Below are 20617 nucleotides of genomic sequence, written 5' to 3' on the forward strand. Positions count from 1 at the left end.
CCTCTGGTGCGCGGCAGTGCCCCGTTTGCAGGCAGCGGCTTGCGCTGCCTGTCCGCCACGGAGGACGCCCTGGTTGTGCCGGGTGCGCCCGTGGCGGGCAGAGAACGCAAGCCCGTTCTGGCCCTGTCCCTCGCCCTGCCGGGAGGTCGTATGACGAAGCACAACGGACTCGCTCCGATCAAGGCCAGCTCGATGAACCTTGACCGACTCGCCCTGTACCCGGGTGAGCGTCCTTCGATCGTCTGCCCGTTCTGCGACACCTGGCGGCTATGGCGCCGCGGGATGCTGATGCCTCACCGGATCGATCAGTCGGATCCGTCCTCGCCGCGCTGCGTGGGCAGCGGGCAGCGAATCCAGTTGGACCTGTCGCCGGCGCGGTGGCGCGCCGAGCTGGACGAGGCGCGCGCATTGGCCGCGCGACGCGCGTGCCAGGCGCGCTCCCCGCACACGCACCGCGCGCACCTGGCGCTGCCGTTGGAGGCCTAACCTCCGACCTGCGCGCATGCTTGGTGCGCTGCTCCCGTCTGGTGACGCGCAAACCGCGCGCTCCCCTCTTTGTTCCTCTCTGTTCGTTTCTGCGCCCCGGCCGACCTGTCAGGTCCTTTGCCGGGGCGCTTGCTTGTGCTCGCCCGATCCGCGATCTGATGAAGGAGCGTCAGCATGTTGACCATGTCCTCCACGCTGTGCGTGAACTCTGCCACCCGGCTGTTCACTCCGCATGAGGCCGCGATCATCGCGGCGGCCCGGCTCAGTTCCGCGCAGTCGGCCACCCGTCCGATCTATACGCCGTCGGTGCTGCGTGCCGCGGCTGACCTGCTGGCCGAGGTGTGGGCCGCGAGTGAACGCCACGGCGTCGCCCCGGCGGACTGGGAGACCCTGCACTGCGAGCTGGCGCCGCTGGCGCTGCAGGCCCGCATCGCCGCCTTCCACCGGGCCCCGGCGCCGGACATCGATCCGGCGGAGTTGCTGACCGAGGTGGTCCGCGCCGCCGAGCTGCAGGACGGTGAGCCGGTCCATCTGGTGGAGGCGCCGACGGCGATCAACGCCGATGACGCGTACATGGTGCTGGGCCGCCGTGCCGAGACCCCGGCCTGGGGACCGCGCGGGGACGCGCCGCTGGTGGTGATGCTGACCCGCCCGGCCCGCAGCGGCGTGGCGGCCGCGCCGTGGGAGTGGACGCTGGCCCCCGACGTGCCCGACGGCACGGTGAACACCGCGTGCGTCATCGCGCCGCCGCCCTTCCCCTCGATGGCGCCGACGGTGGCCGCCGAGGTCGGTGCCATCGTGTCCGGTGTGCTGACCGGCGCCATCCACCCGTGGGGCGGCGCCAACCGGCCGGGACGATTCCGCCGGGCCAGCGGGGCGAGGGTGGCTCGGTGAAGCCGGTCGTGGTGAGCACCGAGATCGACCCGGCCCGGGTGAACGGCTACGAGGACGAGTACCTGGCGGTCCTGTGGCACGTGGCGCAGATCAACCCCGCGCCGTTCGGAGACCGGGAAGCCGGAGAGCTCACCGAGAGGATCGGCCGGGAGATCATCCGCCGCTGGCTGTGGAGCCACCAGGACCGAGACCACGACTTCGAGCAGCTGCGGCAGCTCGGCAGTTGGCGCGGCGGCACCTTCGTCCTCAACTAGGCTCCCAGCTCCGAACCAGGCGGAGACGAGGGGAAGGAGGGCTCCGGCGGGGCGGTGGCCTGATGCCCGCCGCCTCGTCGCGGCGTTCCTGGATCCTCAAGCCATCCGCCATTGCCTTCGCACCTGGCCCCCTGGCGGATGGCCGCCCACCTGATGACGCGCAGGCAGCGCCCGGACCGCATCGATCCTGAAGCTCAACTGGGTAGGTAAATTCCTGGGCCATTTCGTCGCCCGGATGGGGTGCGGGTCATGTCGTCACCCGATCGTGTCCGGCGTAGTGAGCGTGTCAGCGGTTGTTTGACGTACCTGAGATGTATGACGAGGTGAGCAAGTGCCCGATTTGCAGTGCCGGGTGGTCAAGCGGGAAGGAATCGGTCATGGCTGACCGCAGCGCCATCGAATGGACCGAAGCGACGTGGAATCCCACCACCGGTTGCGACCGGGTTTCCGCTGGATGCGATCACTGCTATGCGTTGACGCTGGCCAAGCGGCTCAAGGCCATGGGCGCTGCCAAGTACCAGCAGGACGGAAATGAACGCACATCCGGACCCGGATTTGGGTTGACGCTTCATCCGGACTCGCTGGACTTGCCGCGGCGATGGCGGGCACCCCGACTGGTGTTCGTCAACTCGATGTCGGATCTGTTTCACGCTCGGGTACCGCGCGATTTCGTCCGACAAGTTTTCGCCGTGATGGCCGAGACCCCGCAGCACACCTACCAGATTCTGACCAAACGGGCCCGGCGACTGCGGTTGCTGGCGCCGGAACTGCCGTGGCCACCGAACGTGTGGATGGGGGTGTCAGTCGAGGACACCACCACCCTGAACCGCATCGATGACCTGCGCGGCACCGGCGCGCAGGTCAAGTTCCTATCGTGTGAACCGCTTCTGGGGCGCCTCACCGGGATCGATCTGACCGGCATCGACTGGGTCATTGGTGGCGGTGAAAGCGGCCCTGGGCATCGCCGCCTGGACCCGGACTGGGTCAGGCATCTACGGGACGAATGCCTCGCTGCGGACGTGTCGTTCTTCTTCAAGCAATGGGGCGGGCGCACTCCCAAAGCCGGAGGCCGCACCATCGACGGTCGTACCTGGGACCAACGACCCGACACCCAACACCAGGCAGACCCGGTCAAGACCGTCGCGTCGCTGTGACCGTTCCCGGTCAGCACCTTTCCGGAAGTGCCCATCCGGGTACATTCCCGGCGTGCCTGTCCCCTCTGAGCCGATCTGGTCATGCGACCCGCACACCGTGGCCAAGCATCAGATCCTCAAGGTCTATCTCAAGCAATGGCTCCCGACCCTGCTGCTTGGCGGATATCGCGGCGTGACGTACGCGGAGGGCTTCGCAGGCAGCGGTGTCTACCAGGGTGGTGAGGCGGGCTCGCCGGTGATCGCGTTGCGGGCCGCGCTGGGACAGCGGCAGCTACTGGAGGCGGGCAAGACCGTCGACCTCGTCTTCATCGAAGAAGACCAGCGTCGCTTCGACATCCTGAAGCAGGAGCTGACCAAGGTCTGGGCCGCGGCCAGCCAAGCGGCGCCGGTGCCGGCGACGCTGCGGCGGCCGCATCTGCGATGCGCCGATCATGCCGATGTCCTGCTGCCGGTCCTGGAGCAGATCGGTGCGATGCGCCAGCCCGTCTTCGCGTTCCTGGACAGCTGGGGCGGCACCGACGTCCCCCTCGACATCGCCCGCGCGATCGCGACCGCCCCTGCCAGCGAAGTCCTGGTCACCTTCGGAACCCGCTATCTCATCCGGTTCGGCGAGCAAGACCGCCAGAAGGAAGAGGGCGACCGCGTCTTCGGCGGCACCGCGTGGCGGAAGGTCTTCACCCTGCCCGCCGGGCAGAAGAAGCTCTTCCTGGTGTCCACCTACCGCCGATCGCTGCAAGAGGCGGGCTTCCGGTATGTGACCTCCTTCGAAATGCTCGACGAAGGAGGCCACGACCTACACCTGGTACACGGCACCTCCCACCTGCGCGGCCTAGAGAAGATGAAAAACGCCATGTGGGAGGTCGACAAGGTCGGTGGCGTCCAGTTCCGCGACCCCCGCGACCCCGCCCAAGGACTCCTGGAGCTCGGCCTTGAGCCCAACCTGATGGGGCCGCTCCATCGAGCCTTGCAGGCCCGGCTGACCGAACGCCCTCACACCGTGGCTGAGCTCAAGCAGCACGCGCTGTGTGAAACCGCCTACCGTGCCCAGCACGTCTTCCCGCTGGTCCGCCGCATGCTCCGCGAGGGCCACATCGAGCAATCCACACCCGGCCCGCTCAGCGACAACACCCTGCTTCAACTCGCCGGACCCAAGCCTGTTCAAGACAGCCTCTTCTAACCAGGCTCCCACCCGGCTCACCGCCCGGTGGCCCATCGGTCATGCACCGGATGTCATGAAGCCCTCCTGGCTGCGCTTGAACTACCTGGCACTCAGCTCTCCGTAGCTTCCTGCCTTTCATCAACTGCTGCCCGCCCGGGATCGTCCCGGGCGGGCTTCTTGTCATGCCCCTCGATCGGAAAGGACGTCGCCCTCCATGACGAGCATCGGAATCTTCCAGTTCAACGAGACCGACGACCGCGACCGCGCCAGCGACGGCGTCTCCCGCTACGGCGCGTACCTGCGGCAGCGGCCGGAGTTGTTCGCCGACTGGGACGACGACAGCGCCGTCACCACCGACCCGGCCGACTTCGTCCGCTCGGCCTGGCAGGTCGCCACGCCGCCGGTGCTGACCGGCTACACCGAATGGACCGCCGAACGCGTCCAGAACATCACCTGCACCAACAGCGAGCACGACGGCTCCCTGATCGTGCGGGTCCAGATCGCGGTGCCGCGTCCCCGCGCGCTGGACAACCTGCCCGGGTGGGCCGACTGGGACCGCCACAACTTCGGTGACCCGGGCTTCTACACCCCCTACGACGACGATCTGGCTCGCCGCCCGGCGATGTTGACCAGCATCCTGCTGCTGGTCAACATCCCCAACCACCAGCTCTACACGCCCCAGGCCGCGCCCGGCCAGCTGTTGGTCGACGACGCCAAGGCCGCCATCCACCGCCTCGCCGCGCTCCTGGACGCCCACCTGGCCCCCGTGCTGGACGCCCTGGCCTGGGGTGAGCGCCGGTGAAGCTCCGGCTGGTCGGGCTACCCGACGAGATCGACGACGCGGTGGAGGCGATCGGCCAGGTGGTGGAGGTCCTGGAGGTCTCCGCGCACTACCCGCGCCGCGGCAACACCCGGCAGGTGTCGGTCTACCTCGACATCCGCGTCAAGACCGCCATGCGCCCCGGTGAGGTGACCCGTGACGATCAAGACTGATGCAAGCGGCCGCCCCTACGCGGTGGTGTTCTGCCCGCTGTGCCACGCGGTCACCACCGCCTCGGGTTCGGGTGTTGAGGGCGATCCGGTGATGTTTCCCGCGCACGTCTCCTTCACCGACCCGGCGGTGATGTGCCTGAACGAGCCCACGACCGCACGCGAGGTCCTCACCCGGGCGTGCCAGCTGCACACGGACACCGCCAAGCGCCAGTCCCGGGACGCCGACGCCGGCAAGCAGTGACGTCCCGGGCCCTGAACCAACACCCATCCCCGAGGAGAAGGGGTCTTTCCATCATGACCAACTACACCACCAACGGCCAGGACAAACCGCACCACACCCGGGCCGCCTCACTTCCGTCCCTCCCCCAAAGTCAGGCCCAGGCGGCGCTGACGGCCGCGCAGAACGCCGAGACCTTCGCCCACCAGCAGGGCGGCCGCTTCAACTACGCCGCCGGTTTCCGGGCGCTGCGCGACGCGCAGGTCGGCTCCGGCCTGGCGGTCCTGGCGCTGGGCGAGGAACAGGCCGCCGCACACGCCGAACTCGCCGTCGGCCTGGACCGGCTCACGGCCGCGGTCGACCGGCTGACCGAGGCGGTGACCGCGGCGGCCGCGCCGCTGCCCGACGCTGCGGCCGGCCTGCGTGAGCAGCTCGCCGAGATGCAGACCGACCTGGGCGACGAGCTCAGCGAGTTGTCCACCGAAGTGGCCGAGGCCGGTGCCTCGGCCACCTCCGAGTTGGGCGACATCGCGGGGGCGCTGGCGGTCCTGGTGGACCGGCTGGACCGGCCCCGCTGGTGGCAGTGGCGCCGCCGGAACGCGCTCAAGCGCGCGGTGGACCAGGTCCCGGCCGCCGTGAACGGAGAGGAGGAGCTGCTGGTATGAGCTGGGACATCCGATCCGAGCGGATCGCCGCCCGGGCCGCTGCTGATAAGGCGCGGGCCGAGGCCGAGGCGATCCGGGCCAAGACCGCGCGTGAGGCGCGGCTGGCCGATGAGGAACTGAGGAGCAACCGCCAGGACCGCCGCCGGACCCGGGCGCGCGAGCGCCGCCAGGAGCTGGCGAAGAACGTCCGCCGGCACGGCGACCTGGCGCTGCCGACGCTGGCGGTGGGCGCTCCGGCGTTGATTGCCTGGCGGGGCCAGTTCGAGTTCGCGGCCGAGAAGATGAGGCTGGGGCTGATGGCTCCGCTGCTGCCGGTGGCGATCGAGGGCAGCGTGCTCTACAGCGCGTTCCTGACCCACCGAGCGGTGGCCGAGGGCCTGCCGGCGGGCCGGTACCGAGCACTGACCTGGACCCTGGCCGGTGTGGCGGCCGGAATGAACTTCTGGCACGGCCACGCGGCCGGCAGCGCGCAGGTGGGGGTGGCGCTGGCACTGACCAGCCTGCTGAGCATCGTGCTGCTGGAACTGACGGTCGCGCTGCGCAAGGCCCGCACCACCAAGCAGCAGACCGGCCGCGACGCCGCGCAGATCCGGCGGGCGTTGATCCGACGGGTGCGGTACCCGCGACTGAGCATCGCGACGGCCGCGATCGCCGCCGCCCGCGACATCCCCACCGACCAGGCATGGCACGCGGCATGGGTCGACCGGTACGGCCTCGGACCCGAGGCCACGCGCAGCGAGCGCCGGATCGCCCGCGCGGTCATGCGCCGCCAGGCCCGCGCCGCCCGCCGCTCAGCCCGCAAAGGCGGCCTGACCGTCGTCGACGGCCAGGTCGTCCCCACCCAATGGTTCGACGACTCCAGTGAACGGCCCCATGAACGGGCGGGACAGCTGACGGTGGACGCACCGGTGGACGGTGAGGCTGAGCGGTCACGGCCGCTGGCTGAAGAACCCCAAGAGGTGCGCGAGACCGTCGCCCGCGTGCTCGGCCAGGACCTGGTCCGCGACGTCGAGCGGTACCTGAGCACCCGCACCGAACAGCCGGGCGGGCTGGCGGAACTGCCGACCGACGGGCCCCACGAACCGTCCGCTGCCGAGCGGTGGGGGAGCGGTGTTGACGGTGCCGATGAACGACCGGCGCCCGCTCACGACACCGACACCGGACGGATCGGTGAGAGCTGCGATGAGCGGCCGGTGAGCGCTCACGACGACGACGGTGAGCGGTCGCGTAAGCGGCCTGGTGAGCGGCCGCGTAAGCGCTCACCCAAGGGCCGCCGCTCACGTCGCGGCGGTCAGGGTGAGCACGCGCAGCGTCTGGCGCAGGTGCGGAAGCTGCTGGCCGAGGACCCCGAGATGAGCGGTGGGCAGATCGCCGCTCGGACAGGGATTCCGGAGTCGACCGCGCGGCGGCTGGCCGCCCAGGTCCGCGCTGAGCAGTCGGGCGGAGGTGAGGCGTGATGTTCGGCGCCGACCCACTGTCCTTCGCATGCGTGTTCATCGCCTTGTACGCCGCCCACGAGGTCGGTGACCAGTGGGTGCAAACCCACCACCAGGCGTGCGGCAAGGGCCGCCCCGGATGGAGCGGGGCGCTGCTGTGCGCCGCGCATGTGGCCACGCTGACGGCGACCAAGGCCGCCGCGCTCGCGCTGGTGGCAGGCGTGCTGCAACTGCCGCTCACCGGCTGGGCCGTCGTGGCCGGGCTGGCAGTAGACGCGGCCAGCCACTACTGGGCCGACCGCCGCGTCACCCTGGCCGCCCTGGCCCGGGCGGTGGGCAAGGCCGAGTACTACGCGCTGGGCGCTCCCCGCGCCGGCCACGACGACAACGTCTGCGCAGGTACCGGCTCCTTCCACCTGGACCAGGCCTGGCACAAGGGCTGGCTCCTGGTGGCCGCGCTGATCTGCTGCCTGGGGGTGAACGCATGAACACCCGTCTGCAGCATGCCGCCCAGCTGGTTCAGGCCTGCAACGGCCCGGTCCAGCACGGCCGCGTCCAGGGACGTATCCAGCAATACGAGTGCGCGTTCGACTGGCGGCCCGAATCGGTCGCCCTGGCCCGCCGGTTCACGCGCGACGTGCTGGCGGAACTGCCGGACGAGACGGTCGGTGACGCGCAGACGTGCGTCAGCGAGCTGGCCGGCAACGCCGTCCGGTACACCCACTCCGGGCAGCCCGGCGGCAGCTACCGGGTCCGTGTCGAGCGCACCGACGCCTACGCCCTGGTCGAAGTCACCGACCAGGGCAACGACCACGGCCAGGCACCCGAAATCCAGCTCGGCGGCACCGAGTCCGGGCGAGGCCTGTGGATCGTGGCCCAGCTCGGCGACCTCACCACGATCGCCACACCAGACGGGCACCGGGTATCGGCCCGGATCAACCTGCCCAACGCTCACCCCGCCGACGGCAGCGGTTGAGCTATCCCCCTGCACAAAACGGACCGGCGTGTGTGCGGGCACTACCGCGCGGTCCTGGGCAGATGCGGCCGCACCCACGGGGGCGGCCGTACCTGACCGGTCCTCGCTGCCCCCGCGCACACGCCCTCCGCGCTGGCAGGACTCCCCCGAACCAGCCCCCGAGCACGGTCCTTTCCCCGGCCTTTGAGGAGGTCACCCATGAACAACCACGACGCCACCAACCCCGCTGGCATCCCGGCCAGCACCTCCAACCCGACCGCACCCCACATGCCCAGCCTCCTTGCCGGATCCTCCGGGCACGGCAAGAACCAGCGGCTGTGGAAGGAACTGCGCAAGGTCACCAGCGATGACGGCGACCGCTGCCTCTGGATCGTCGACGGCAAGACCGCAGCGCACGTTCACGCCCCCAGCTCTGGCACCGGCGGCCGGGCCGGTGCGGTGCGCCGGCGGCTGGACCGGGCCCGCGCCCGGCGCCGGTACGAGTCGTTGGGCTGGACCCTGGACCAGGTCATGCACGACCTGTTCACCCAGGCCGCCCCCGACGACCGCGCCGCACTGCTGGACCACGCCGCCGACCTCACCACCGACCTGGCCAACCTGCACACCACCGCTTGGGGCCCCGAACCCGACCCCCACGGCCACCCGCAGGCCCTGTATCTGCACTCGCAGGCCTGGGTACTGCGGCAGATCGCCCGCTCCGAGCGCGCCGTCCTCGGCATGACCGACATCCACGACGGCACCGGCACCAGCACGGCCGAGGCCGACGGTGCCTGCGACTGCGACGCCTGCGCAAAGGACGCCTGGGTGCAGGTGGCGCCGCCCACCAGCACCGGCAACAGCGCGGTCTCGGTCGCCGAGACCTTCGCCTGGGCCCGCCTGGCCCACACCATCGACCATGCCGAACGCGCCTACACCCTCCGCCGGCTGCACGACATGATCGCCGTCCGGCTCGGCGACCCCGCCGCCAGCGCCCTGGCGTTCGTCGCCGACACCGAGGAACACCTGGCCGGGCACCGGCCCGCCGCACTGTCACTGGCGCGCCGGTCCAGGAGAGACCTGGCCAGGCTGTATGCGGTCCTCGGCGCCCTGATCGCCGTGGCCGTGCTGAACCCGCCCCAGCCGGTTCGCGGTCTGCTGGCGGTCGCCGTCGTGGCCATCCCCGCGGCCGTCTGGTGGATCGGCGGCCGGTGGGAGATCCGCTGTACGACGAATGGGCAGCGGCTCGGCAGCCGGGCGCATCGCCGCGGCCACCTGCTGCCCCAGCTCCTGGTCCCGGCCCTGGCGCTGATGCTGGTCCCCGACCGCAGCCGCGGCCGCTGCCACCCCAAGCGGCTGCGCATCGTCCGCCGCAACCAGCCGGGGGCGAGCCGATGAGGTCACCGACCAACAGCCCGCGCGATCTGATCGAGCCCACCCCCAGGTGGGTCACGGCCTGCAGGTGGGTCATGGTGCTCGGCCTGCCGGTCGCGATCACCTGCAAGATCCCGGTGACCGTGCCCTTGGCATGGCCGCTCATCGCCACCATCGCCGCTGCCGGGTTCGCGGTGTGGGGGATGCGGCAGCACGCCGCCAAAGCCCTCCAGGCGCACACCAGACAGCGCGAGGACGACGCGTGGACGGCTCAGCCCCAACGGGTGCCGACAGGCTTCGGCTACGGCGACACGCTGCGCATCGGCGACGTCGAACGCAACCAGGCCATCGATGCCCTGCAACAGCACATGGCCGACGGCCGCATCACCATGGCCGAGTTCGACGACCGCAGCGACCAGGCACTCGGCGCGCAGACCATGCCCGACCTGTACAAGGCCCTGCAAGACCTACCCGTACTGGAACGGCGGTGGAACCGATGAGCGCCCGCTGCCGCTGCCACAACCACTGCCGGCCGGGCCGCCGGCGGCCGCCGATCCTCAGCGCCCTGGCCTGGGCCGTTGTGGTGTTCCTGACGGTGTGGGCGGCACTGACGTGGGCGACCACGATGCACGACAGCGCCACCTGCATGCTCGCCGCCCTGGCGGCCTGGTGGGTGCTGGTCCGACGCCTACGCTCCCGCCGCCGGACCGGATGGTGGTCCCCTTTCTGGATGCGCCGGTGGGGCCGATGACCAGTCCCACCGCCAGCGCGGCAGACGCTCACCGCGCTGCTTGCGGGCCCATGGACACTGCCCCGTTCCAAGCGGCGGGACCGCCTGAAACGGGGCTGTGGGAGCGGCTAGTGGCCGTGCTGCGCGGTCTATGGGCCGTCGTGGCGTTCTTGTGGGCCTGGATCGATGAGCAGGTCACCGCGCTGGCCGGTATCGCGCCGCTGTCGCCGCGGCTACGCGCGGCTGGGGAGGCGATCGCGGTCCAGTACCGGCTCGGCCGCGTGGGCAGCGCCGATCCCAACGTCATCGACGCGGAAGTCGTCGAGGACGTGTTCACCCCCGATCCGCAAGGAGGAAGCTAGGTGGCCAACCACATCGATGAGCTGGCCTGGATCGAGTTCCGTGGCTCTTTGGGCGAGGCATTCCTGGACTACGGCGAGGTGCTGGAGGAGATCGGCCGCCGGTGGAAGTTCGAGCTGGAGCTGGCGGCCGGTGAGGCCGAAGCGGCGATCGCCTCGCTGAAGGGGCATTGGTACCTGGTCGGCATCGACACCAAGTGGAAAGCGCGGCAGATCGCCAAGCGGCTCAAGCGCATGCAGGAGATGGCGCACGGCATCGAGTACCACGGCCGCAAGTTCCACGGCTCCTACCGCAAGCACTTCCTCAACCGCGGCTGAGCCAGCGGAACCTCGTTCATGGGCGGTGCCGCTGCCGAGACATCCCCTCCGGCGGCACCGCCTGCCATTCCCATCTTCAACCTGCTGTTTCCCTGCCCACGAGTGATGCCTGGAGGTGATCGGCATGGGATCTGTCGTCCGCCGAATCGAGAGAATCGGCACGATCGGGTTCCGCGGCAAGGTCGGCAAGAACATCGCCGCCTACGCCAAGGAAACCCAGCAACTCGGCCGCGACCTGGGCCGCCAGCTCGACCACGACGCCGGCGCCGCCGAGCGCGCGATGCGCAAGCTCAAAAAGCACCCGCGGCTGCGGCACGTCAACGTCTACGTGCGCGCCCGCTGGGTCTCCCGGCACCTGCGGCAGGCCCGGGACCTGTGCACCGGGATCTCTGCCGAAGCCGTGAAGTTCAACCTCGAATACCGCCGCCACTTCATCGACATCGACAAGCCGCGCAAGCACACCGGGGAGGTGGATCTCTAAATGGCACGCAAGACCCAGACCCTGCAGATCGCCCAGGACGCCACCGTCGAACGCATCACCGTCGCCGCCGTCTCCAAGATCGGCGTGCTGGTGCCGCCGTGGGCGGTCCTTGGCCTGGTCACCATCGTCGCCGCCATTTCACACGCCAAGTGGGGCCAGCCCCCGGCGGTGACGTGGGCGACCCTGGCCTCGGCCTGTTCGACCTTCGTCATGGCCGGAGTGACCTGGGCGGTCTCCCACCAGCGCGGCTGGCTCGGCCGCGCGCACTCCACGTTGACCGCGCTGTTCGCCGGGTTGTGGTTCACCATCGCCACCATCACCGGCGTGGGTGCCCAGCTCACCCTCGGCATGTTGTTCTTTGGTGGCGGCACTCTGGCCGTGCTGTGGAACATCCGCGCGGTCATCCGCCAAACCCCCTCGATGGACGGTGCGACCGCTGACCCGCTGGCGTTCATCTTCGACCGGGCCAAGGACTCCTTCGGCCTGTCGGGCGCCAAGGTCCGCACCACCGAGGTCGACAACTACAAGGTCAAAGGCAAGATGGCGCTGCCGGCCGGGGAGAAGACCGCCGACGACGCCATCAAGAACACCCCCTACATCGAGTCCGGCATGAAATTGCCGCCGGGCTCGGTGAATGTTGCCCAGGATGAGGACGACGCCTCCCAGGCGCACGTCACCATCTCCGACCCCCGCATCATGAAACGGCCGCTGCCCTGGCCCGGCCCCTACCGGCCCGGAGGATCGATCGCCGAGGCGCTGCGGCCCGGCATGTACCAGGACATGAGCGAGGTCCTGCACCCCTTCACCGGCCACCACCTGCAGATCATGGGCATGATCGGGTCCGGCAAGTCCATCGGCGGCGCGTGGAACTACCTAGCCGAGATCATCTCCCGCGCCGACACCGCCGTGTTCTGCATCGACATCTCCAAGGACGATCAAACCGCCGGGCCCGTCCGCCCAGGCCTGCACCGCTTCGAGACCACCAAACCGGGCGCGGTGGATCTGATCCGCAAAATGCACGCTGAGATCCCTCAGCGCACCAAGTGGCTGTCTGAGCACGGCTTCCAGAAGTGGACCAAGGGCTGCGGGCTCCTGTACTGGTTCCTGTGGATCGAGGAGTACTCCAAGCTGTACGAGGCCCTGGGCGAGGCCGATCAGACCAAGCTCGAAGAGATCATCAAGGAGATCCGGTCCGCAGGCGGCTCGGTGGTGATCTCGCTGCAGCGCGCCGACTACACCCAGATCCCGACCCTCATCCGGTCGCAGATGGCCAAGATGTGCTTCGGCCTGGCCGACGACGATGACGCCAAGTTCGGCACCAGCGACCGGCAGCGCAAAGCCGGCGTCGCGCCTGAGCAGTGGGAGAACCACCAGCCCGGCATGGCCTACCTGGACGCCCCCGGCATCCGCGCCACCCACTACGCCATGCCGCTGCGCACCTACGCCTGGGGCAAGACCGACAACGAGGCCAACGCCAACATGCGCGCCCACGCCGCGGCCTTCCCGGCGGCCGCCAAGAACGCCGACGAGTTCACCGCCCGCCTCGCCGACCCCACCGGCTCAGCCGCCCGGCCCGGCCCAGCCATCGCGATGCCCGCCGGCACCAACGCCGACGTCGAAGGGGCGCGCGTTGTCCAGAACGGCCCGGTCGACGAGCTCGATGTTGCTGGCAACGGCTCCGACAATGGCGAGGCCGACGAACGGTTCGCCGAAGTGCTCGCGCAGGCGGCCGAGCTGGTCATCACCGCCCAGCACGCCTCCACCACGATGCTGCAGCGCAAACTCCGCCTCCCACACGCCGACTGCCTACGCGTCATGGAGGTCCTGGAACGGCGCGGCATCATCGGCCCACAGAACGCCGGAGAGGCCACCAGCCGCCCCGTCCTGATACCAGCCGACGCCGAGACCGCCCAGACCGTGGTGGACCAGCTGCGCGACGACGGCGACGCCGTCAGCCAGCACGTGCGCACCGACGACCCCTCACCCAACCTCACCGCCGGACCCGACGACTCCATCACCGAACCCACCGAAGAAGAAGACCCGCTCCAAACCCCCGACACCGTGCCCGCCGGCAAGATGTCGAGAGAGGCCGCCCGCCGCCTGGTCGCCGACTGGCTCCGCCACCGCGCCGCCATCGGCAAACCGAGTTTCACCGCCAGCGAGCCAGAGCTGCAGAAAATCCGCGACACCGCTGGGATGACCTCCCGCGGCTGGGTCTACAACATCCTCAGCACCTTCGTCGACGACGGGGTCCTCACCAAGGACGACACCGGCCCCAGCACCAAGTTCACCGTCACCGACACCGACCCGCTCAACGAACTCGGACAGGCCGCCTGATCCGCGTCGATCTCAACCGCGCGCGTGTACGGCTGCGCGTGGGATGCGCCCGCACCCGCTTGTTGATCTTGTCACGCGTGCCTGCCACACGGGTGTCACGTCCCCTGTCACGCGCCTGTCACGGGCCCGTGTCACGGGCGTGACACCCCCTGCTGACCTGTAACTCCCTCCCCCAGCCCCCGCCCGTGACAGCACAGCGCTGTCACGGGACATGACGCCTCGGCGAGAGCACTATGCGTCGGGCACACGAATCTCGGTCGGCCGTCTATCGGGACCGACCAAGCCGGAGACGGCCCGGACCACAGCCCCGCGGTGGTTCGGGCCTTTTCTCGGCTCATCGAGTCACAACTGTCACAAGGTTCCGTGGCACCACGCCACTCACAGCCCAACCTTGCGCGTGCGCGCACGTAGGAGCCGCCAGAAACGCAAGAAAGGGGAAGGAGGGCGGCGCGACCGCACCCGGTCGGATGCCGGAGGAAGAGACGCCCTCGGCCATCACCGGTTATCCGATGGTTCGGCCGCCTCGAGTTCGGCGAGGTACTCGGCGAGGTTCTCCTCCACTCGCGCCGCCAACGCCGCGAGCCCTCCTGGTCCCACCATCGGGATCGGTCCGCCGCCTGGCCCGGACACCTCCAGCTGCTCAATGTTCTTGCCCCACCCTTGCCGGTGCCGGCGCTCCAGATAGAACGTCACCGCCCTCAAGTCCGGCGGTGCCAAATCGGTCTCGGTCTCCTCTACCACCTGGCCACTCGCCGGATCCCGGTACCGCTTCGTGCGGGACTTCACCACATACCCGCCCTCAGCGATCTTGCGGAGCAGAGCAGCGTTGAACACCTCACCTCGCGCATGCGCGCGTGTAGCGGCCTCCCAAAACTCTCGAAACGGCTCCTCCCGGGAGTCGACGGTGCCGTCCTCTTGGAGCGTTTCTGCGGCATCGTGACCGCGCTCCATCCAGCGGTAGTACGTCGAAACGCCGATGCCTGCCGCGGCTGCGGCGGACTCGACAGTGGCCCCGTGAGAGATCGCTTCGAGTAGCTGTTCACGTACGCCGTCGTCCATGAGCTTCGACGGCCGTCCCGTTCTTGCTCCACGGTCTCGCATGAGACCGCAACGTAGAGCCGTCCACCGTCTTGGGTCGCCCTGATCCTGGCCTGCCCGCCCAGGGGTTCGAGAAGACAGAACGACCCATCGCAGGGCCCGGGGCGCTGGCCGGATTGGGTCATGGCTTCAAGGAGCCGTCTCCGGCGGGACGCTAACCGCCCCGGTGCTGTACTCGCGCACGCGCGCGTAGGGACCGTGAAAAACGCTCAAAACTCCATCCCAGACGCAACGCCCTCCGCCGCTCGACCGTCGCGCTGGGCCCGCCTGCCCAGGTGACTTTCGCGGCGTCTGCGCAGGTCCATCCACGCGACCACCGACTCGCAGCCGCCCCTGCGCGAGCAAGCCGGACGTTAGGGGGTCCGGCCAGACAACATCCGACCCTGCTGATCGCACCAAGCGTTCGGCAAGCCTGCCAGGACCGTCCTGGAGCACCCCGCCACAGGCCGGGCGGCAACGAAAGGGATCGGACACCCATGCCGAACGCGACCGCAAACACCACGCCGGACAACACCTCGGACACGGCTCCGGATACGGCGACGCACACCACCGTCGAATGGCTCACCGTCGCCGAGTTCTGCCAGCGGTGGAGGGTCTCCCGCTCCGCCTTCTTCGAGTGGAGAAGGAAAGGCCTCGGACCCCAGTGCACCGTGTTGCCCAGCGGACAGCTCAGGATCCACCGCGACGAGCTGAACCGCTGGCAACGCAGCCTGCCGAGGCACTGAACACCCCGCCGAGCCGACAACCCCCCACCGGCCCAGATCGCCATGCCCTGCGCGCGGGGCCGAACTGCGATCTGAACGCAAGGCGGGAATCGGTGACGGCGCAGAAAACCCCCTGGAAATGCGAGAAGGCCCCGTGCCGTGGGGACTTCTCGGAACACCTGCAAACTACGAAAGAGGGTCGCATATGCACGCAGCTGATCACAACGACGCCGACCCTAACGAGTGGAACCAGGACGAGGAGAAGGCCGTCGGCGACGGCCTCACCCCAACCCCCGCACCAGCGCGGAAGCCAGTGCCGCCGCCCGGCAGCGGCCCGCGCCAGGAACAGCGGCAGGGCAAGGCCGCCGACAAAGATGAAGACGCGCAGGACGGTGAGTCCGACACCGAGTCCGAGGGGCGGGGGCCGTCGCCAGCGCAGCTGCTGATGCAGTACGCCGAGGACGAGTACCGGATGATCCGCTCTTCTGATGGCCGCACCTACGCGGTGCCTAAGGACGGGCCGAACATCGCGGTGCCGTTGGCCTCGCGCGGGGGTTCGGGGATCCGGACCAAGCTGGCGATGTCGCTGCTGCGTCGTACCGGCAAGGTCGCCACCTCGTCCGCGCTGTCGGACTGCATCAACGTGCTGGAGGGCGAGGCGGCCGAGAAGCAGCCCGAGCCGGTGTTCCTGCGGATGGGCCGCCACCGTTTGTCCGACGGCGCCACGGCGGTGGTGGTGGACATGGGTAGCGAGACCGACCGGTCCGTCATCATCACCGCCCAGGGGTGGACGCTGTCGGCGTCCTCGCCGGTGGTGTTCCGGCGGTCCGAGCTCATCCACCCACTGCCCGAACCGGTCCGCGGCGGCGCCCTGGATGGGCTGCGCGCTCTGGTCAATCTGACCGAGGAGGATTTCCGGCTGGCGATCGGGTGGGTGGTGGCCGCCTACCTGATCGAGATGCCGCACCCCATTCTGTTCGTCCAGGGTGAGCAGGGCACCGCCAAGTCCTCACTGGTGCGCACTCTGCTGGCATTGGTGGATCCGCAGCCGGCCGCCGACCGTGAGGCCCCGGCGGACAAACGCGAGTGGGCGATTTTCTCCCGCGCCTCCTGGGCGTTCTCGTTCGACAACCTCACCGAGATCGCGCCGTGGCTGTCCAACTCCTTGTGCAAGGGCGTGACCGGCGACGCAGTCCTGCAACGCGTGCTGCATTCCGATGAGGACATCGCGGTGTTCTCCTTCCAGCGCGTCATCGCCCTCACCACCATCGGCCTCAAACACGAGATTGCAGGAGACCTGGCCGACCGGATGCTGATGGTCGAACCCGACGTCATCGACACCCGCCTGTCGGAGGCCGAGGTCACCAAGCTGCGCGACGCCGCGGTGCCGCATGCCCTAGGCGCCATCTTGGACCTGGTCTCAGCCGTCCTGCGGCACCTGCCCACAGTGGAGGTGGCGGACCTGCCGCGGATGGCCGACTTCGCCCGAATCCTGGCCGCCCTCGATGCCGCGACCGGCTGGACCACCCTCGCCGCCTATCGGGGGAAGGTCGCCGCGATGGGCGCCGACCTGATCGAGGGCGACCGGCTCGCCCAGGCGCTCTACCTGTTCGCCACCGACCGCCACACCCAGGGCTGCGAGCCGTGGCAGGGCACCGCCCGCGAACTCATCCCACTGCTGAGCGCCACCTGCCGCCGGCACCGCATCCCAGCCGACCAAATCCCCACCGACTACCGCGTCATGGGCCGCAAAGTCCGCGAGATCGCCCCCGCGCTCCGCAAGGTCGGCGTGGACGTCCGCGTGCCCAGCCGCACCGGCAAACGCCGCTTCCTGTTGATCAAAGCACTCGCAGCCCGCCCCGAAGAACGCTCCACTCCTTCTTCAGATTCAAAAGGAGAAGAACCGATGTCACTGATGTCACCAGGCCCCGAAACTCCAGCTCAGGCAAGTGACATCAATCCGAGCGTTGATGTCACCTCGATGTCACCGATGTCACCGGGCCCATCGGGCTGATGTCACCCCAGATGACATCAAAACCGACCTGATGTCACCTGCAAACCCCCAGGTCAACCCCCGGAAACCAGCCGAGGTGACATCAGTGACATCAACCCAGCGGCATTCACACATCAGCTCACCGGCCGCTACCACCCGCGTCGGTCTGCCACCCACGTGCAGCGGCGCGGGATGCCTCGGGCCCCTCGCTCACGCCGTCCCGCCTGTCACGAGCTGAGACATCCCCTCCCTCGATGAAGGAGACGCCATGATCAACATCAACACCGCGCCCGTGCCGCCGCTCCGCCTCGCCCTGGACCTGGCCGCGAACGGCTGGCACGTCTTTCCCCTCAACCCCCGCGACAAGCGCCCGCTGGCCAACTGCCTGGACTGCCGCGACAACCCCACCTGCAGCACAGGCGACTACCGCGGCTGCCCCTGCCTGCCCGACGGCCAGTGGTGCCACGGCGTCCGCGCCGCCACCACCAACCCCGACCACATCACCACCTGGTGGCGCCGCGTCCCGGGCGCCGTCCCCGCCATCGCCACCGGCCCAAGCCGCCTGATCCTTATCGACTTGGACACCCACACCGACCAGCCTCCACCCGACCCCGCTACCCAGCTGCTTCCCGGCATCCGCCTCACTCCCGACCAGGTCCCCGGCGGCCTGGACACCGTCCGAGACGGAGCCGACGTGCTGCGGCTCCTGGCCCACCTGCGCGGCCGCCCGCACCCCTGGCCCGCCGGCCCCGAACACCAGCCCGTCTCCGTCGTCACCCCCAGCAGCGGCCGCCACCTCTGGTACCGAGCACCCGACCTCCCCGACGGTGTCCGGCTCCGCCAGGCCCTAGGCGAACTCGGCTGGCAAATCGACATCAAAGCCGCGTGGTCCTACGGCATCGCTCCTGGCGCCACCACCCCGGCCGGCACATACACCATCCGCGCCGGCACACCCGTGAGCCCGGGGCAGATGCCCGACTGGCTCACCCGCGAAATCCTCCGCGTCATCCAACCGCCGCCCCGGCCACCAGCACCGCCGCCGACACCAGCACCCCCGAGCCAGCAGCAACGCGCCGCCGCGTACCTAACCACCGTCATCGAACGCGGCACCACCGAGCTGGCGACGCTCACCGACGGCCGCAAGACGGCGCTCTCGGCCCTTGCCTTCAAAGCTGGCGGCCTGCTCACCTGGGCCGGACTCAACTACGACCACATCCACCACCAACTGGTGAATGCCGGAATCGCGGCCGGACTCGACGAACGCGCCGCGGACCGCATCGTCCACCGCGCCCTCACGAACGGTCTCGCACGCCCGCTCCCCGAGCCGCGGTCGCGTGCTGCCGAGCACACCCGATGAATACCGAGCACCCGCGCAAAGCAAGACGACCCCGGCAGACACACCGCCAAGCACACCTGCCGGGGCCGCCGCCCCTCACAAGGAGGTAAGCCCCATCATGTCCGCACCCACTGTGTCTACTCAGGAGAACCACAACGTCAGCCTCAGTGACGACCGCCTTTGGAAGCCCGAGGAGGTGGCCGCGTTCCTCGGTGACATCCCGGTCGCCACGCTCTACAGATGGCGACACCAGGGCACCGGCCCGAAGGCACGCCGAATCGGCAAGCACCTGCGTTACCGCCCGGAGGATGTCCGGGCCTGGGTCGCAGCGCAGGACTGAACGATGGGATACACAAAGGATCTCTGGACGCGACCGGAGAAGAGCGCCGAGGGCAAGACCAAGCGCGTCCGGAACGGCCGATGGGGCAAAGGGAAGCGCTGGCTTGCCTGCTGGACGAACACCGATGGGAAGGAAGAGTCCAAGGCTTTCCGGACGCGGACGGCAGCCGACAAGCACTGGCAGGGCAAGGAGACGGACAAGGAGCGCGGCGAGTACATCGACTCGAAGGCCGGCGACGCGCTCTTCGCGACGTTCGGCAAGCGATGGCTCGGCTCGCGGATCGTTGATCCATCCAGCGTCATCCAGTACGAGTCCAAGTACCGACTCCACGTCGAACCCACCTTTGGCAAGCGCAAAGTCAGCCGGATCAAGCCTTCGGACGTCCAGCAATGGCTCCGGAACCTCAGCGAGCGTTTCGAGGTCTCGACCGTTCTGGCATCGTTCCTCGTCCTCCAGGGCGCCCTTGAGCTGGCGGTGGCGGACGGCGCGATCAAGACGAATCCCGCGCGTTCGAAGGCCGTGCAGGTCCCCAAGCGGTCACCCAAGGAAGTCGAGGCCTGGTCCGACGAACGCGTCTTCGCGGTGATCGATGCTCACCCCGAGCGTTACCGCCTGGTCCCGATCCTCGGTGCCGGTTGTGGTCTCCGCGAGGGCGAGATCTTCGGCCTCGCCGAGGAGGACATCGACTTCGACGAGAAGGTCATCAGGGTCCGGAGGCAGCTCAAGAAGGTCAACGGCACGTTCATCTTCTCGCTGCCGAAGAACGACCGGGAGCGGATCGTACCGCTCCCGGACTGGGTGGCCGGTGCGATCCACGACCACGTGAAGGTCCACCCACCCCGGCCGTACTCACTGCCCTGGGAGAAGACGACCGGGAAAGCCCACACCTGCAAGCTGTTGCTGCGCTGGCGCACCGACGACCTGCACATCAGGGCACGCAACTTCAGCGAGACCGTCTGGAAGCCCGCCATCGTCAAGGCCGAAGTCATCCCGGCGCCGGAGAAGGTGAAGGACGAGAAGCCCGGCAAGGACGGGAAGCGGAAGACCAGGGTGCGGTACGCGACCTCACGGAAGGAGGGGACCCACCAGCTCCGGCACTTCTACGCCAGCGTCACGCTCGCGGAGGGGGTGTCTATCAAGGAGCTCGCCGAGTACCTCGGTCACCATGATCCGGGTTTCACGCTCCGGACGTATGCGCACATGCTGCCGTGCTCGCATGAACGGGCGCGCAAGGCCATCGACAACCGGATGCAGCTGCGACTGGCGGCATGATCACGGAACAGAGACGGAACAGAGCCCCGCCAGCACCGCCAGCGAACACGAACCCGCCCTTCCCT

Annotated in this window: 25 protein-coding genes; 24 read left to right on the forward strand and 1 reads right to left on the reverse strand. The window is 69.1% G+C overall.

Going from position 1 to position 20617, the window contains the following annotated elements; translation table 11 throughout:
• Positions 1–150: 150 nt before the first annotated feature.
• The 19 genes from F8566_RS05075 to F8566_RS05165 all read left to right on the forward strand — a co-directional run bounded on the left by F8566_RS05075 (position 151) and on the right by F8566_RS05165 (position 13809).
• Complete coding sequence (locus tag F8566_RS05075) at positions 151–486, forward strand: hypothetical protein (protein ID WP_192809523.1); 336 nt, start codon at positions 151–153, stop codon at positions 484–486.
• Between the two features lie 174 nt (positions 487–660).
• Entirely contained in the window at positions 661–1380 is a 720-nt protein-coding gene (locus F8566_RS05080; RefSeq protein ID WP_151558501.1) for a hypothetical protein, read from the forward strand.
• A complete protein-coding gene (locus F8566_RS05085) occupies positions 1377–1634 on the forward strand; it encodes a hypothetical protein (protein ID WP_225992890.1) in 258 nt (85 codons plus the stop codon). The genes F8566_RS05080 and F8566_RS05085 overlap by 4 nt, the downstream gene beginning before the upstream one ends.
• A gap of 377 nt (positions 1635–2011) precedes the next feature.
• A complete protein-coding gene (locus F8566_RS05090) occupies positions 2012–2788 on the forward strand; it encodes a DUF5131 family protein (RefSeq protein WP_151558503.1) in 777 nt (258 codons plus the stop codon).
• A 52-nt stretch (positions 2789–2840) separates the two neighbouring features.
• Entirely contained in the window at positions 2841–3965 is a 1125-nt protein-coding gene (locus F8566_RS05095; protein ID WP_192809524.1) for a three-Cys-motif partner protein TcmP, read from the forward strand.
• Positions 3966–4161: 196 nt separating this feature from the next.
• Complete coding sequence (locus F8566_RS05100) at positions 4162–4749, forward strand: hypothetical protein (RefSeq protein WP_151558506.1); 588 nt, start codon at positions 4162–4164, stop codon at positions 4747–4749.
• Positions 4746–4940 (forward strand): hypothetical protein, encoded by a 195-nt coding sequence (locus F8566_RS05105; protein ID WP_151558508.1) that lies wholly within the window; start codon positions 4746–4748, stop codon positions 4938–4940. The genes F8566_RS05100 and F8566_RS05105 overlap by 4 nt, the downstream gene beginning before the upstream one ends.
• Positions 4924–5181 (forward strand): hypothetical protein, encoded by a 258-nt coding sequence (locus F8566_RS05110; protein WP_151558510.1) that lies wholly within the window; start codon positions 4924–4926, stop codon positions 5179–5181. Before F8566_RS05105 ends, F8566_RS05110 begins: the two co-directional genes overlap by 17 nt.
• A 53-nt stretch (positions 5182–5234) precedes the next feature.
• Positions 5235–5822 (forward strand): hypothetical protein, encoded by a 588-nt coding sequence (locus tag F8566_RS05115; protein ID WP_151558512.1) that lies wholly within the window; start codon positions 5235–5237, stop codon positions 5820–5822.
• Entirely contained in the window at positions 5819–7279 is a 1461-nt protein-coding gene (locus F8566_RS05120) for a DUF2637 domain-containing protein (RefSeq protein ID WP_151558514.1), read from the forward strand. Before F8566_RS05115 ends, F8566_RS05120 begins: the two co-directional genes overlap by 4 nt.
• The gene (locus tag F8566_RS05125) at positions 7279–7746 is read left to right on the forward strand and encodes a transcriptional regulator (RefSeq protein WP_151558516.1); all 468 of its coding nucleotides are present in this window, start codon (positions 7279–7281) and stop codon (positions 7744–7746) included. Before F8566_RS05120 ends, F8566_RS05125 begins: the two co-directional genes overlap by 1 nt.
• Complete coding sequence (locus tag F8566_RS05130) at positions 7743–8234, forward strand: ATP-binding protein (protein ID WP_151558518.1); 492 nt, start codon at positions 7743–7745, stop codon at positions 8232–8234. Before F8566_RS05125 ends, F8566_RS05130 begins: the two co-directional genes overlap by 4 nt.
• 198 nt (positions 8235–8432) lie before the next feature.
• On the forward strand, positions 8433–9608 hold the full coding sequence (locus F8566_RS05135; RefSeq protein WP_151558520.1) for a hypothetical protein: 1176 nt from the start codon (positions 8433–8435) through the stop codon (positions 9606–9608).
• Positions 9605–10084, forward strand: coding sequence for a DUF1707 SHOCT-like domain-containing protein (locus tag F8566_RS05140; protein ID WP_151558522.1), 480 nt, complete (start codon positions 9605–9607; stop codon positions 10082–10084). Before F8566_RS05135 ends, F8566_RS05140 begins: the two co-directional genes overlap by 4 nt.
• Positions 10081–10335, forward strand: a complete 255-nt coding sequence (locus tag F8566_RS05145) for a hypothetical protein (protein ID WP_151558524.1) — start codon at positions 10081–10083, stop codon at positions 10333–10335. Before F8566_RS05140 ends, F8566_RS05145 begins: the two co-directional genes overlap by 4 nt.
• A 50-nt stretch (positions 10336–10385) precedes the next feature.
• Positions 10386–10676 carry a hypothetical protein gene (locus tag F8566_RS05150; protein WP_151558526.1) on the forward strand — a complete coding sequence of 97 codons (291 nt, stop codon included), beginning with the start codon at positions 10386–10388 and terminating at the stop codon, positions 10674–10676.
• Entirely contained in the window at positions 10677–10991 is a 315-nt protein-coding gene (locus F8566_RS05155) for a hypothetical protein (RefSeq protein WP_151558528.1), read from the forward strand. It abuts the gene before it with no gap.
• A gap of 124 nt (positions 10992–11115) precedes the next feature.
• On the forward strand, positions 11116–11472 hold the full coding sequence (locus tag F8566_RS05160) for a hypothetical protein (protein WP_151558529.1): 357 nt from the start codon (positions 11116–11118) through the stop codon (positions 11470–11472).
• Positions 11473–13809: a DNA translocase FtsK gene (locus tag F8566_RS05165; protein WP_151558531.1), complete on the forward strand. Its 2337-nt coding sequence runs from the start codon at positions 11473–11475 to the stop codon at positions 13807–13809. It begins immediately after the preceding gene.
• 495 nt (positions 13810–14304) lie between these two features.
• Here the strand turns inward: F8566_RS05165 and F8566_RS05170 are convergent, their stop codons facing one another.
• Positions 14305–14868 (reverse strand): hypothetical protein, encoded by a 564-nt coding sequence (locus F8566_RS05170; RefSeq protein ID WP_151558533.1) that lies wholly within the window; start codon positions 14866–14868, stop codon positions 14305–14307.
• Between the two features lie 515 nt (positions 14869–15383).
• Between F8566_RS05170 and F8566_RS05175 the strand changes: the two genes are divergently transcribed.
• From F8566_RS05175 to F8566_RS05195, 5 genes are all read left to right on the forward strand, one after another.
• Complete coding sequence (locus F8566_RS05175) at positions 15384–15632, forward strand: helix-turn-helix transcriptional regulator (protein ID WP_151558535.1); 249 nt, start codon at positions 15384–15386, stop codon at positions 15630–15632.
• A 184-nt stretch (positions 15633–15816) separates the two neighbouring features.
• Complete coding sequence (locus tag F8566_RS05180) at positions 15817–17625, forward strand: ATP-binding protein (protein ID WP_151558537.1); 1809 nt, start codon at positions 15817–15819, stop codon at positions 17623–17625.
• A 247-nt stretch (positions 17626–17872) separates the two neighbouring features.
• A complete protein-coding gene (locus F8566_RS05185; RefSeq protein ID WP_151558539.1) occupies positions 17873–18961 on the forward strand; it encodes a bifunctional DNA primase/polymerase in 1089 nt (362 codons plus the stop codon).
• A gap of 97 nt (positions 18962–19058) precedes the next feature.
• A complete protein-coding gene (locus F8566_RS05190; RefSeq protein WP_151558541.1) occupies positions 19059–19280 on the forward strand; it encodes a helix-turn-helix transcriptional regulator in 222 nt (73 codons plus the stop codon).
• A gap of 3 nt (positions 19281–19283) precedes the next feature.
• On the forward strand, positions 19284–20552 hold the full coding sequence (locus F8566_RS05195; RefSeq protein ID WP_151558543.1) for a tyrosine-type recombinase/integrase: 1269 nt from the start codon (positions 19284–19286) through the stop codon (positions 20550–20552).
• The last annotated feature ends 65 nt before the right edge of the window (positions 20553–20617 follow it).

It is taken from the genome of Actinomadura rudentiformis, from assembly GCF_008923185.1.
In the GTDB taxonomy this organism is placed as follows: Bacteria; Actinomycetota; Actinomycetes; order Streptosporangiales; family Streptosporangiaceae; genus Spirillospora; species Spirillospora rudentiformis.